12 protein-coding genes are annotated in these 12,735 nt (G+C 70.9%); 3 read left to right on the top strand and 9 right to left on the bottom strand.

Annotation, left to right across the window (positions count from 1 at the left end; genetic code table 11):
- The first annotated feature begins 1 nt into the window (after nt 1).
- On the top strand, nt 2-808 hold the full coding sequence (locus tag IF17_RS0127930; RefSeq protein ID WP_030571482.1) for a DUF3159 domain-containing protein: 807 nt from the start codon (nt 2-4) through the stop codon (nt 806-808).
- An 83-nt stretch (nt 809-891) separates the two neighbouring features.
- Here the strand turns inward: IF17_RS0127930 and IF17_RS0127935 are convergent, their stop codons facing one another.
- Nucleotides 892-1,572, bottom strand: coding sequence for a potassium channel family protein (locus IF17_RS0127935; RefSeq protein WP_030571485.1), 681 nt, complete (start codon nt 1,570-1,572; stop codon nt 892-894).
- Nucleotides 1,572-2,240 carry a potassium channel family protein gene (locus IF17_RS0127940; RefSeq protein ID WP_030571488.1) on the bottom strand — a complete coding sequence of 223 codons (669 nt, stop codon included), beginning with the start codon at nt 2,238-2,240 and terminating at the stop codon, nt 1,572-1,574. The genes IF17_RS0127935 and IF17_RS0127940 overlap by 1 nt, the downstream gene beginning before the upstream one ends.
- 321 nt (nt 2,241-2,561) lie before the next feature.
- On the opposite strand from IF17_RS0127940, the gene IF17_RS0127945 reads away from it, so the two are divergent.
- Together IF17_RS0127945 and IF17_RS0127950 are read left to right on the top strand one after the other, a co-directional pair.
- On the top strand, nt 2,562-4,613 hold the full coding sequence (locus IF17_RS0127945) for an APC family permease (RefSeq protein ID WP_030571491.1): 2,052 nt from the start codon (nt 2,562-2,564) through the stop codon (nt 4,611-4,613).
- 121 nt (nt 4,614-4,734) lie between these two features.
- Complete coding sequence (locus IF17_RS0127950) at nt 4,735-6,063, top strand: class I SAM-dependent RNA methyltransferase (protein WP_030571494.1); 1,329 nt, start codon at nt 4,735-4,737, stop codon at nt 6,061-6,063.
- A 107-nt stretch (nt 6,064-6,170) separates the two neighbouring features.
- Here IF17_RS0127950 and IF17_RS0127955 read toward each other — a convergent pair whose 3' ends face one another.
- The 7 genes from IF17_RS0127955 to IF17_RS0127990 form a co-directional block, all read right to left on the bottom strand.
- A complete protein-coding gene (locus IF17_RS0127955; RefSeq protein ID WP_030571496.1) occupies nt 6,171-6,731 on the bottom strand; it encodes a hypothetical protein in 561 nt (186 codons plus the stop codon).
- 339 nt (nt 6,732-7,070) lie between these two features.
- Nucleotides 7,071-8,318, bottom strand: a complete 1,248-nt coding sequence (locus IF17_RS0127965; protein ID WP_209437783.1) for a cytochrome P450 family protein — start codon at nt 8,316-8,318, stop codon at nt 7,071-7,073.
- Between the two features lie 89 nt (nt 8,319-8,407).
- The gene (locus IF17_RS0127970; protein ID WP_030571501.1) at nt 8,408-9,769 is read right to left on the bottom strand and encodes a cytochrome P450; all 1,362 of its coding nucleotides are present in this window, start codon (nt 9,767-9,769) and stop codon (nt 8,408-8,410) included.
- Nucleotides 9,766-10,317 (bottom strand): GTP-binding protein, encoded by a 552-nt coding sequence (locus tag IF17_RS0127975; protein ID WP_030571504.1) that lies wholly within the window; start codon nt 10,315-10,317, stop codon nt 9,766-9,768. Before IF17_RS0127975 ends, IF17_RS0127970 begins: the two co-directional genes overlap by 4 nt.
- A gap of 61 nt (nt 10,318-10,378) precedes the next feature.
- A complete protein-coding gene (locus IF17_RS0127980) occupies nt 10,379-10,738 on the bottom strand; it encodes a DUF742 domain-containing protein (protein ID WP_030571506.1) in 360 nt (119 codons plus the stop codon).
- Nucleotides 10,738-11,181, bottom strand: coding sequence for a roadblock/LC7 domain-containing protein (locus tag IF17_RS0127985; protein ID WP_030571509.1), 444 nt, complete (start codon nt 11,179-11,181; stop codon nt 10,738-10,740). Before IF17_RS0127985 ends, IF17_RS0127980 begins: the two co-directional genes overlap by 1 nt.
- A complete protein-coding gene (locus IF17_RS0127990) occupies nt 11,178-12,698 on the bottom strand; it encodes an ATP-binding protein (protein ID WP_030571512.1) in 1,521 nt (506 codons plus the stop codon). Before IF17_RS0127990 ends, IF17_RS0127985 begins: the two co-directional genes overlap by 4 nt.
- Between the last annotated feature and the right edge of the window lie 37 nt (nt 12,699-12,735).

The following is a 12,735-nucleotide window of genomic DNA, read 5'->3' on the forward strand; positions in this document are numbered from 1 at the left end:
GGTGACGTCTCTCGACAAGCCGACGTCCGAAACGGACCAGCCTCACCCCACCGACCGGCAGAGCGCCGGCGGAAGGCACGCCGCCCAGCAGGACGCCGCGTCGAAGGCGGTCACCGAAGCCGCCCTCTTCGAGGCCTTCGGCGGCGTGCGCGGCATGGTGGAGACAGTCCTGCCCGGGCTGCTCTTCGTCACGATCTTCACGATCAACAAGGACCTGCACATCTCGGCCATCGCGGCCCTGGCCGTCTCCCTGGCCCTGGTCGCCGTACGGCTGATCCGCCGGGACACCGTGAAGCACGCCTTCAGCGGCGTCTTCGGGGTCGCCTTCGGTGTCGTCTTCGCGATGATGACGGGCAACGCCAAGGACTTCTACCTGCCGGGCATGCTCTACACCCTGGGGCTGGCCGTCGCCTACCTGGGCACCGCCGCCGCAGGCGTACCGCTGATCGGCCTCATCCTGGGCCCGGTCTTCAAGGAGAACCTCTCCTGGCGGACGCGTAACCCGGGCCGGAAGAAGGCGTACACGAAGGCCAGTTACGCCTGGGGCCTCATCCTGCTCACCAAGTGCGCGATCCTCTTCCCGCTGTATTGGTGGGCCGACACCACGCAGTTCGGCTGGGTGCTGATCGCGCTCAAGATCCCGCCGTTCCTGCTCGCGGTCTACCTGACCTGGGTCTTCCTGGCGAAGGCTCCGCCGCCCATCGACGTCTTCGCCGAGATGGAGGCCGAGGAGAAGGCCGCGGAGCAGGCCGAGAAAGACCATAAGGCCGAGCAGGCCGCGGCGGCTCTCCGCAACCCGGAGGCGTAAGGACGTAAAAGGAAGGGCCCGTAACCGCTGTTGTGCGGTTACGGGCCCTTCTTATGTTCACGCGTCAGCTCTACGGCTGCGCGTCAGTCGTCGGACGACAGATCGCGGCGGACCGACAACAGGTCCTCCAACTGCTCCTCGCGCGCCTGGGCCGCCACGAACAGCAGCTCATCACCGGCCTCCAGGGACTCCTCGGGGCTCGGCGTCAGCACCCGCGTCCCCCGGATGATGGTGACCAGCGAGGTGTCCTCGGGCCACGCCACATCACCGACCCGGGTCCCGGCCAGCGCCGACTCCGGCGGCAGCGTCAGCTCCACCAGGTTGGCGTCGCCGTGGCTGAAGCGCAACAGCCGGACCAGATCGCCGACGCTCACCGCCTCCTCCACCAGGGCCGACATCAGCCGCGGGGTCGAGACCGCGACATCGACGCCCCAGGACTCGTTGAAGAGCCACTCGTTCTTCGGGTGGTTGACCCGCGCCACCACGCGCGGCACGCCGTACTCGGTCTTCGCGAGCAGCGAGACGACCAGGTTCACCTTGTCGTCGCCCGTCGCCGCGATCACCACGTTGCAGCGCTGCAGGGCCGCCTCGTCCAGCGAGGTGATCTCGCAGGCGTCCGCGAGCAGCCATTCCGCCGACGGGACCCGCTCCACCGAGATGGCGCTGGGCGCCTTGTCGATGAGCAGCACCTCGTGCCCGTTCTCCAGGAGTTCGGTGGCGATGGAACGGCCCACCGCGCCCGCTCCGGCAATCGACACACGCATCAATGACCGCCCTCCTCGGGACCCTCGGCGAAGGCCTCTTCGACCTTGGCGATCTCGTCCGTACGCATCATCACGTGGACCAGGTCGCCCTCCTGCAGGACGGTCTGCGACGTCGGCAGGATGGCCTCGCCCAGCCGGGTGAGGAAGGCGACGCGGACGCCGGTCTGCTCCTGGAGCGTGCTGATCCGGTGGCCGATCCACGACGGTGTCGTGTGCACCTCGGCGAGCTGCACACCCCCGCTCGGATCGCGCCACAGCGGCTCCGCGCCCGACGGCAGCAGCCGCCGCAGCATCTGGTCCGCCGTCCAGCGGACCGTCGCCACGGTGGGAATGCCGAGCCGCTGGTACACCTCGGCCCGCTTCGGGTCGTAGATGCGGGCCGCGACGTTCTCGATGGAGAACATCTCGCGGGCCACGCGGGCCGCGATGATGTTGGAGTTGTCGCCGCTGCTTACCGCGGCGAACGCCCCGGCGTCCTCGATGCCCGCCTCGCGGAGGGTGTCCTGATCGAAGCCGACCCCGGTGACCCGGCGACCGCCGAATCCGGACCCGAGACGGCGGAAGGCCGTGGGGTCCTGGTCGATCACCGCGACCGTGTGGCCCTGCTGCTCCAGGGTCTGTGCGAGAGCGGCTCCGACGCGCCCGCAGCCCATGATGACGATGTGCACCGTTCGCCTACCTCGCCGTCCTGGTCGTCCGGCTGACCTGCGAAAACACGCTGCTCACACTTCTCTCTCAGCTTGCCGGGCAAACAACGGGGCAACGGCTTCGGCGTTGCCCGGGGATGAGCTTATGCCGCTGGGGGGCCGCTGTTTCCTCCGAGTGTGCGTTGCCCCGGACACATGGGCAAAGGGGGAGTAAAGGCGCTGCGCCGGTCGCAAGGATTGCGTTAAGGATTACGGCTGATTTCTGCTCCCGCCGCAGGAGAGCGGGGTGCCACGGCGATCAGGCGTCCTCGACCGGTACGGGCTCCGCTTACGATCCTCAGCGTGTCCAAACTGACCGACCTGCCCAAAAGGATCCTGATCGGCCGGGCGCTGCGCAGCGACAAGCTGGGGGAGACCCTCCTCCCCAAGCGCATCGCGCTCCCCGTCTTCGCATCCGACCCGCTGTCCTCGGTGGCGTATGCACCTGGAGAGGTGCTCCTCGTCCTGTCCATCGCGGGCGTGTCGGCGTACCACTTCAGCCCCTGGATCGCGCTGGCCGTCGTGGTCCTCATGTTCACGGTCGTCGCCTCCTACCGGCAGAACGTCCGCGCCTACCCGAGCGGCGGTGGCGACTACGAGGTCGCCACCACCAACCTCGGCCCCCGGGCCGGGCTGACCGTCGCCAGCGCGCTGCTGGTCGACTACGTCCTCACCGTGGCCGTGTCGATCTCCGCCGGAGTGGAGAACCTGGGCTCCGCGATCCCCTTCGTCATCGAGCACAAGACGCTCTGCGCGGTCGGCGCCATCGTGCTGCTCACGGTGATGAACCTGCGCGGAGTCAGGGAGTCCGGAAAGCTGTTCGCGGTCCCGACGTACCTCTTCGTGGCCGGCGTCTTCCTCATGCTCCTCTGGGGCGCGTTCCGGGGCCTGGTCCTCGGCGACACGATGCACGCCCCGACCTCCGAGTTCGAGATCAAGCCCGAGCACCAGGGCATCGCCGGCTTCGCGCTCGTCTTCCTCCTCCTGCGCGCCTTCTCCTCCGGCTGCGCCGCCCTGACCGGCGTGGAGGCGATCAGCAACGGGGTGCCCGCCTTCCGCAAGCCGAAGTCCAAGAACGCCGCGACGACGCTCGCGATGATGGGGCTGCTCGCCGTCACCATGTTCTGCGGGATCATCGCCCTGGCCATGACCACCGGCGTCAAGATGGCCGAGTACCCGGCCAAGGACCTGATCCGCGACGGCGTGCCGGTCGGCGACGGCTACACCCAGGACCCGGTGATCGCCCAGGTCGCGGAGGCGGTCTTCGGCCACGGCTCGGTCCTCTTCATGCTCCTCGCCGCGGCCACCGCGCTGGTCCTCTTCCTGGCCGCGAACACCGCGTACAACGGTTTCCCGCTGCTCGGCTCGATCCTCGCCCAGGACCGCTACCTGCCGCGCCAGCTCCACACCCGCGGCGACCGGCTCGCCTTCTCCAACGGCATCGTGCTGCTGGCGGGCGCGGCCATCCTGCTGGTGTGGATCTACGGCGCGGACTCCACGCGCCTTATCCAGCTGTACATCGTCGGCGTCTTCGTCTCCTTCACCCTCAGCCAGACCGGCATGGTGCGGCACTGGAACCGCCTGCTGGCCGACGAACGCGACCAGGCCATACGCCGCCACATGATCCGCTCCCGCGCCATCAACGCCTTCGGCGCTTTCTTCACGGGCCTGGTGCTCGTCGTCGTCCTGGCCACCAAGTTCACCCACGGTGCCTGGGTCGCGCTGCTCGGCATGGTGATCTTCTACGGCACGATGACCGCGATCCGGAAGCACTACGACCGGGTGGCCGCCGAGATCTCCGCCGAGAACGCCTCCCCGGACGAGACGATCCGTCCCTCCCGCGTCCACGCGATCGTGCTGGTCTCCAAGCTGCACCGCCCGACCCTGCGCGCCCTCACCTACGCCAAGCTGATCCGCGCGGACCACCTGGAGGCGCTCTCCATCAGCGTCGACCCGGACGAGACGAAGGCCCTGCGCGAGGACTGGGAGCGGCGCGGCATCAACGTACCGCTCAAGATCCTCGACTCGCCCTACCGTGAGGTGACCCGCCCGGTCATCGAGTACGTGAAGGGCCTGCGGCGCCAGAGCCCGCGCGATGTGGTCAGCGTCTACATCCCGGAGTACGTCGTCGGCCACTGGTACGAGCACCTGCTGCACAACCAGAGCGCCCTGCGCCTCAAGGGCCGCCTGCTGTTCACCCCGGGCGTGATGGTCACCTCCGTCCCGTACCAGCTCCAGTCCTCCGAGGCGGCGAAGAAGCGGGCGCGCAGGCGTGCGGACTGGAGCGCTCCGGGTTCGGTACGGCGGGGCCCGGTGGAACGCCGGCACCACAAGGAGCCGGGCCGGAAGGGCTGAGGCGGGCCGCGGCCGGTCGTGGTCGGAGCCCCGGCCACACCCACGTAGACTGGTCGGCTGTCGTCCGGGCACGCACGCCTGCCCGGTATGCCCCCCTTACCCCTCCCTGGAGCCTCCCCTCATGCAGAACGCACCCACGTCGTCGCTGGTCGGGGAGGAGTACGAGGTCGAGGTCGGTCCCGTCGCACACGGCGGCCACTGCATCGCCCGTACCGCCGAGAACCAGGTCCTCTTCGTCCGACACACGCTCCCCGGCGAGAAGATCATCGCCAAGGTCACCGACGGCGACACGGACTCCCGCTTCCTGCGGGCCGACGCGGTACGGATCCTGGAGCCGTCCAAGGACCGGGTCGAGGCCCCGTGCCCGTACGCCGGCCCCGGCATGTGCGGCGGCTGCGACTGGCAGCACGCCAAGCCCGGCGCGCAGCGCCGCCTCAAGGGCGAGGTGATCGCCGAGCAGCTCCAGCGCCTGGCGGGCCTGACGCCCGAGGAGGCCGGCTGGGACGGCACGGTCATGCCCGCCGATGGCGACAAGCTCCCGCCGGGCGAGGTCCCCGCGTGGCGCACCCGCGTCCAGTACACCGTCGACGCGGACGGCCGGGCGGGCCTGCGTAAGCACCGCTCGCACGACGTCCAGCCGATCGACCGCTGCCTGATCGCCGCACCCGGAGTCTCCGAGCTCGGCGTGGAGAAGCGCGAATGGCCACAGATCGCTGCGGTCGAGGCCATCACCGCCACCGGCTCGAACGACCGCCAGGTGATCCTCACCCCGAAGCCCGGCGGCCGGCTCCCCCTGGTCGAGCTGGACAAGCCGGTCTCCGTACTCCGCGTCGAGGAGCACGACGGCGGCGTCCACCGCGTCCACGGCCGCGCCTTCGTCCGCGAACGCGCCGACGACCGCACGTACCGCGTCGGCTCCGGCGGCTTCTGGCAGGTCCACCCGCAGGCCGCCAACACCCTGGTCCGCGCGGTCATGCAAGGCCTGCTGCCCCGCAAGAACGACACGGCCCTCGACCTCTACTGCGGCGTCGGCCTCTTCGCCGGAGCCATCGGCCAGCGCATCGGCGAGAAGGGCGCGGTGCTCGGCATCGAGTCCGGCAAGCGCGCGGTCGAGGACGCCCGCCACAACCTCAAGGACCTGGACCGGGTCCGCATCGAACAGGGCAAGGTCGACCAGGTCCTGCCCCGGACGGGCATCACGGAGTGCGACCTGATCGTCCTGGACCCGCCGCGCGCGGGCGCGGGCAAGCAGGTGGTCAAGCACCTGTCGGGTCTGGGCGCCCGCAAGATCGCCTACGTGGCCTGCGACCCGGCGGCGCTGGCCCGGGACCTGGCGTACTTCGCGGAGGGCGGGTATCGGGTGCGGACGCTGCGGGCGTTCGATCTGTTTCCTATGACGCACCATGTGGAGTGCGTGGCGATCCTTGAACCCATCGGAAAGGGGGCCTGACCCGCGGGCTGGGCTATGTGCGCTGTAAGCGTGATGGGCGACTTCTTGACGTTCCATCCTCTCAGAGCACCTCGTCGGAAGCCGGGCTCCTACGAGCGGCAGGCGGTTCAGTGGTCGGCGAAGTTCCAGAACATGCCCACCTCGGTGTCCGAGACGACGACCAAGCCGTAGTCCTCCGAGTACACGCTCAGCGGGCTGTATGCCCAGCTCGACGATGTGAAGTCGAGCGCACCGCTCACGTGGCCGGGCTTGTCGACGTTGGTGTGAAAGCTGGCGGTGTCCCCGTAACGCGCGAGGATCGTGCGCGCCATCGCCCGCAGCTCCTCGTCACTTTCGGTGAAGCGACTCAGGTTGGACAGCGTGCAGCGGTCGTCCGTGAGGGCGAGGAGCAGGTTCTCGGCACTGTCCCGATCGATCTCCTGGAGACGCCTCGCGATGTGCGCCGGCGGGTGGGCGACGAAGGGGTAGGCGGGGGACGCCTCGCGCTCCGGGTTCCGAGCCGCGTCATCGAGACCTGTCCAGCCGCGAGGGTCCGGGGCCCGTGCCATCAGAGCAAGGACGTCGAGGACCCAGTTCTCGTGGCGACGCGGGCCCGTGGCGTCGTACGGGTACGCGTCCTCGTACAAGTGGCGTACCGCGGCTTCCCAGGACGTCTGGTCGACGGACACGTGGTGCTGGCCTTTCTCGGTTTTCGCCAGGATTTGAAGGGCATCGACGTCATGACAGTGAATGGGGGGTTGCGGCTGCCGGCGTAGCGGATACGCGTGTCGGCGCCACTCACGTCGTGGGCCTGGGCATTCAGACCGCCCTGCTTGTACCCGGACAGCGGGTCGTTGGGGTCCACCGGCTGCTTGCTCACGCTGCGCCAACCGCTCGTCCGTCTTACCGACGTGCTTGTCCAAAGTATGGCCGTTCGCCATGCCGGTGTACTTGTCGACAATCCCGTTCGGCTTGCTCGCGTCGATGTTCAGTGTGGTGGCTGTGGACGTGCAGGAAGCGGTGCTCTTTCACCCCTTCAGCCGCACCGGCAACTTCTGCACACTGTTCCCCACGAACGAGGCGTGGCGGGGCAGTTCCGGCTCCGGGACCGCGAGGTCCAGGGCCGGGAAGCGGGTGAAAAGCTGTTCCAGGGCCGTGGTGCTCTCCAGACGGGCCAGGGGCGCGCCCATGCAGTAGTGCGCGCCGTGTCCCAGCGAGAGGTGGCGGGACTTGCCGGGGCGGGTGATGTCGAAGCGGGCCGCGTCCGGGCCGTGGGCCTGCGTGTCGCGGCCGGCCGCCGAGTAGCCCGCGAGGACCGGGGTGCCCTGGGGGATCACGGTGCCGTCCAGGGTCAGGTCGCGGGTCGGGTAGCGGAAGGGGAAGTAGCTGACCGGGCTGTCCCAGCGCAGGGTCTCCTCCACCACGTCCGCCCAGCTCGCCCCGCCGGTCAGGACCAGGTCGAGCTGGTCCCGGTGGGTGCACAGGGCGCGTACGGCGTTCGTGATCAGGTTCAGCGTCGTCTCGTGCCCCGCGATGATGGTCAGCATCAGCGTGCCGATCAGCTCGTGCGGGCTGAACCGGTCGCCGTCCTCCTCACGGGCCGCGATCATCGCGCTGGTGAGGTCGTCCCCCGGGTCGGCCGTCCGGGCGGCCGCGACCGCGCTCAGGACCTCCACCATCTCCCGGTTGGCCGCCATCGCCTCGGCCGGCCCGATGTCCGTGGCCACGATCTGGTTGGAGAGGTGGTGCAGCCGGTCGTGGTGGCCCTCGTCCACGCCCAGCAGTTCGCAGATGACGCCCATCGGCAGCGGCAGCGCGAAGTGGGTGCGCAGGTCGACGACGCCGTCCTCCGTTGCGGCCGTCTCCAGGCCGCTCAGCAGGCGGGATGTCAGTTCCGCTACGTATGGGCGTAGTTCCTCGACCCGGCGGGCCGTGAACGCCTTGCTCATCAGCGACCGCAGCCGCCGGTGGTCGTCGCCGTCCGCGGTCGTCATCCCCTGCACCGTGGCGAAGGTCTTCAGCGGCCAGCCGTCGGCGATCTCCCCGGCCTGCAGCGCCGTGAAGTGCTGCGCGTTCTTGGCGACGTCGGGGTGCGCGAGGAACTCCTTGAGCGCGTCGTGGCCCAGCACGGCCATCCCCCGCACCTCGCCGGGGAGGACCACCGGGGTGACCGACCCCTGGGCCAGCAGCCGGGCGTTGGCCGCGTGCGGGCAGCCGCCCGCCGGGTCCAGGCGGTGCGGGCGGTCGGCCGTGGGGTTCTGCGGTGACGTGTTCAACAGGGCTCCAGGTCTTCGGAGGGAGAGATGGGGACAAGCCGGGGGAGGACGTGCTCCGAACGGGTGAGTGCGGACGGGCTTGGAACGGGTCAGTGCGGACGGGCCGGTGGCCGCACCGCGTTCCGGCGCGGCCACGCCGGGCCCGGGCCCGGGGCCGCGGTCGCGGTCGCCTGGGAGGGTACCGGCCCCTGCGGCAACTGCGGCGAGGTGAAGCGCACGGGCAGCGTGCCCAGGCCCTTGCTCCAAGGCGAGTTGACCCACGTCAACTCGGCTTCCGGAACTGCCAGTTCCAGGTCGGGCAGCCGGTGCCGGATCGTGTCGACCGCGGTCCGGGTGATCAGCCGGGCCGGGTCCTGGGCGGGGCAGGTGTGCGGGCCCGCGCCGAATGCCAGATGGGAGCGGTTGCCGACCACGGGGGCGCCGTCGGCCGGCAGGACCTCCGGATCCGCGTTGGCCGCCGCCAGGCCCAGGATCAGCATGTCGCCCGCCCGGATGTCCTGGCCGCCGAAACTCATGTCGCGGGTGGCGTAGCGGGCCGGGAAGTTCTGGGTGGGCGGGAAGCGCCACAGGACCAGGTCGAGTGCGTCGTCCACGCTGAGGTGGCCGCCGCTCAGCGAGGAGCGCAGCGCGGGGTCGCAGAGCAGGATGCGCAGCGCGGTGGCGATCCAGTTCACCGTGGTCTGGTTGCCCGCCACGAACATGACCACCAGGTTGTGCAGCACCTCCTCGTCGGTGAGCCGCGCCGGGTGGTGCAGCAGCGCCGAGACGATGTCGTCGCCCCTCACCCGCCGCTTCTCCTCGATCAGTGACAGCAGGATGGCGCCCATCCTGCGACTGGCGTCCGCCGCCCCGCTGGTGGCGGACACCAGGCCTCCCACCGCCTCCACCAGCTCCCGGCCGGTCCGGTCGTCCACCCCGAGCAGCCCGGCGATCACCCGCATCGGCAGCATGCGCGCGTAGGTGGCGACGAGATCGGCCTCGCCGTGCGCCGCGAATCCGGTGATCAGGGCCTCAGCGGTGGTCCGTACGCTGCGGCGCAGCTCGTGCCCGTTGATCCCGGCCAGCGCGTCGGAGACGGCGACGCGCATCCTGCGGTGCTGCTGTCCGTCCGCGAAGAGCAGCGCGGGGCGCCAGCCGACCATCGGCAGGATCGGCGAGTCGGCCGGCACCCGCCCTTCGCGCAGCAGGCTCCACCGGCGAGGGTCGTGCGAGAAATCCTGTTCCTCGCGGGTGAGCCGGAGCAGTTCGCGGTGGCCCAGGACCAGCCAGGCGCCGATGCCGGGGGCTACGGACACCGGCGCCACCGGGCCGTGTGTGCCGCGCAGTTCCTCGTACAGCGCGGGCATCGTGTTGCCGTCGAGGTCGGGCCCGTACAGCGCGGCCGCCGTGACGGGGGCGCCGGTGACGGGGCAGCCGGCGGCCGGCCCGGCCGTGGGGTGGGGCGTGCTCATGAGGGCTCCGTGGCGACGTGGATGAGGTGGCGGACCAGGGCGATCAGCGCCCGGATCGATGAGGCCCGGTCCCGGGCGTCACAGGTCACCAGCGGGGTGCCGGGCAGCAGGTCGAGGGCCGTACGGATGTCGTCGGCGTCGTACCGGGGGCCGGACGGGAAGACGTTGACGGCGACCGCGAAGGGCAGGTCCAGATCCTCCAGGTTGTCCAGCGCGTCGAAAGAAGCCGCCAGATCCCGGCTGTCCACCAGGGCGAGCGCGCCGAGCGCCCCCTTGGCCAGGTCCCGCCAGGCCGGCAGGAACCGCTGCTGGCCCGGCGTGCCGAACAGATACAGGACCAGGTCGCCGTCGATGGTCAGCCGGCCGAAGTCGAGAGCGACGGTGGTGGTCTTCTTGCCGCTGTCCCCGGCGTACGGGTCCACCCGGGCGCCCGCCCGGGTCATCGACGCCTCGGTGGAGAGCGGTTCGATCTCCGACACCGTACCGATCAGCGTCGTCTTGCCCACCCCCAGCGGGCCGACGACCAGGATCTTCGCCGCGCCCGACACGTTCGAGTCGAGGTACTTCCCGTCGGCCGCGGCGGGCGGCGGGCCGGCCTCGGCCAGGGTTTCAGAGGCAGCTTTCGAGACCATGGAGGACCTTTCTGAGCATGGTCACATCGGCGCGTTCGGCCGGCGGGATGGGCGGCCGGGTCACGATCAGCCCCCATCGGAGGAGATCGGAGAGCAGCACCTGCGCGACCGACGGCGGCTGGCCGAGGTGAGCGGCCACCTCCGCGACCGAGATGAGCCCCTCGCAGTGCTTCAGGATGGCGAGGTGCTCCGGCTGGAGGGAGGCGGGGAACGCCGCCTCCGCCGTCATCACCAGGGATTCCCAGGACAGCGGCTCGCCCTCGGACTCCGTGCGGCCGCGGGTGATGACATAGGGGCGGATCGCCGAGGCCCTCGGCACCTCAGGCCGCTCTGCCATCACGTCGCGGCGGCCTCGTCCCGGGGCAGGCTGCTCAGGTGTGCGCCGATCTTCGCGACCAGCAACTGCATCTGCTGGGCCACCAGGCCCACGTCGGCGTCCAGATCGGTGGCGACCCCCAGGTGCGCGCCCACCCCGGCATGGGTGAACAGCACGAACCCCTGGTCGGTCTCCAGCATCAACTGGCGTGTCCCGGCACCCCGTCCGAACAGCAGCGCGCTGGTGGACCGGCCCGTCATGGTCATCGCCGCACTGGCCGCCGAGAGCGACTCCGCGTCGGCGACGCTCAGGCTGGCCACCGGACCCGAGAGGTTCTCGGCGGAGGCGTGGCCGAGACGCAACCCGTCCTCGGACACCACCACGGCGTGCCGGACGCCGGGAATCTCGGTGAGGGGGCGGAGCATCCATCCCAGGTCGGGGAGTCGAGTGATGGTTCCGGTCACGGTCGGCCTCCGGCGTGCTCGTTCGGGGTACTGGGCAGGGACTGTCCGCCGTGCGGGGGCGATGCCGGTCCGGTCTCGCCGTCCGCGTCGACGGCCGCCCGGCCACGCAGCGTCCCGGACACCACACTGGCGATCGAGGCGCGCGCCGCCTCCGGCGTCCAGGGTTCGGCGGGCGCGGCACCGGGCTGCGGGTCGGGCGCCGAGTGCCGCGCGACGGTCGTGGCCTGGGTGGCGCCGCGCCGGCTGCGCCGCCGGGGCAGGCCTGCCGTCGTCGGGGCGGGTACGCCGGCCGGCTCGGGGGCGTCGTCGGGCACGCCTGCCGGGGGGACGGCAGGTCCGGCGTGCTCGGCCGGTTCGATCGCCGGGCGGCGGTGTGCGGCGGGCCTCGGCAGCGGGTCGGTCAGCAGCCGGAACGGTACGAACATCACCGCCCGCGTGCCGCCGTACGCCGAGGACCCGCTCAGCTCGACGTTGAAGCCCAGCTCCCGGCTCCAGCGCCCGACGGACGCCAGGCCGAGCCGGGGCACCGCACCCAGGCGGGTCAGGTCCAGGTCGTCGCGGAGATGGCCGAGGGCCTGGTGCAGGACGTCCGGCGGCATCCCGAGCCCGGCGTCGTCGATCTCGATGACCGCACCGGAGCCCACCTCCCGCACACTGACGACCACGGGGGAACTGGACGGTGAGAACACCGTGGCGTTCTCCAGCAGCTCGGCGATGGAGTGCATCAGCCCCTCCGCGGCCGGGGGCACCGCGTACAGGGTCTGACCGCCGTGCACCTCGATCCGCCCGAACTCCACGATCCGGGACTGGGCGCCCCGTACGCAGTCGTAGAGCGAGACCGGCCGGGTCTCCCGACGGGCGGGCCAGATTCCGCACATCACCAGAAGCGTCTGCGCCTTGCGGGTCATCTGGGAGGCCGCGTGGTCGGCCTTCATCACGTTCGCCATCAGGAGAGGGTCCTCGATGGAGCGCTCGACCTCGTCCAGGACCTGCTGCTGCACGGTCGCCATCACGTGCATGGTGCGCGCCACGGATTCGAAGGCGGCCTGCACCGAGTCGCGCAGGGCGCGCTCGCGGTGTACGGCCGTGTCCGAGCCGAGCGCCACGACGACCGAGTCCAGTGCCCGGGCGAACTCCTCACCGGTCTCCTCCGGCGGCGCCATCGGCCCCGGCACGCCGTCCAGTTGCTGTCCGGTGTGCAGTCGGTGGGCGATGGCCGGTACGCGTACGGCGGCCAGATGCGCCACTTCGGCGCCCCGGGCGGCGGCCACTTCGGCCTCCCGGACACGGTGGGCGCGTTCGGTGGAAAGCCGCCGCGTGAGGAGCAGTACGAGGGCGATCAGCAGGGCGACGGCCGCGGCACAGGCTGCCGCGAGGGCCTGGTGCCACTCGGCGTCCACGGTGACGGCGGCCCACCCGGCACCGGCGGCGGCCGGCAGGGAGACGGCCCATCCGGCGACGGCGGCGCTCGCACCGTGGTCGCGTCGTGGCTCCCTCGACCTCGACGGTCGGCTCACCGCGGCGGCCCCGACCGGACGACCCTGCGGATACCAG

Source organism: Streptomyces cyaneofuscatus (assembly GCF_000718135.1).
Classification (GTDB): Bacteria; Actinomycetota; Actinomycetes; order Streptomycetales; family Streptomycetaceae; genus Streptomyces; species Streptomyces cyaneofuscatus.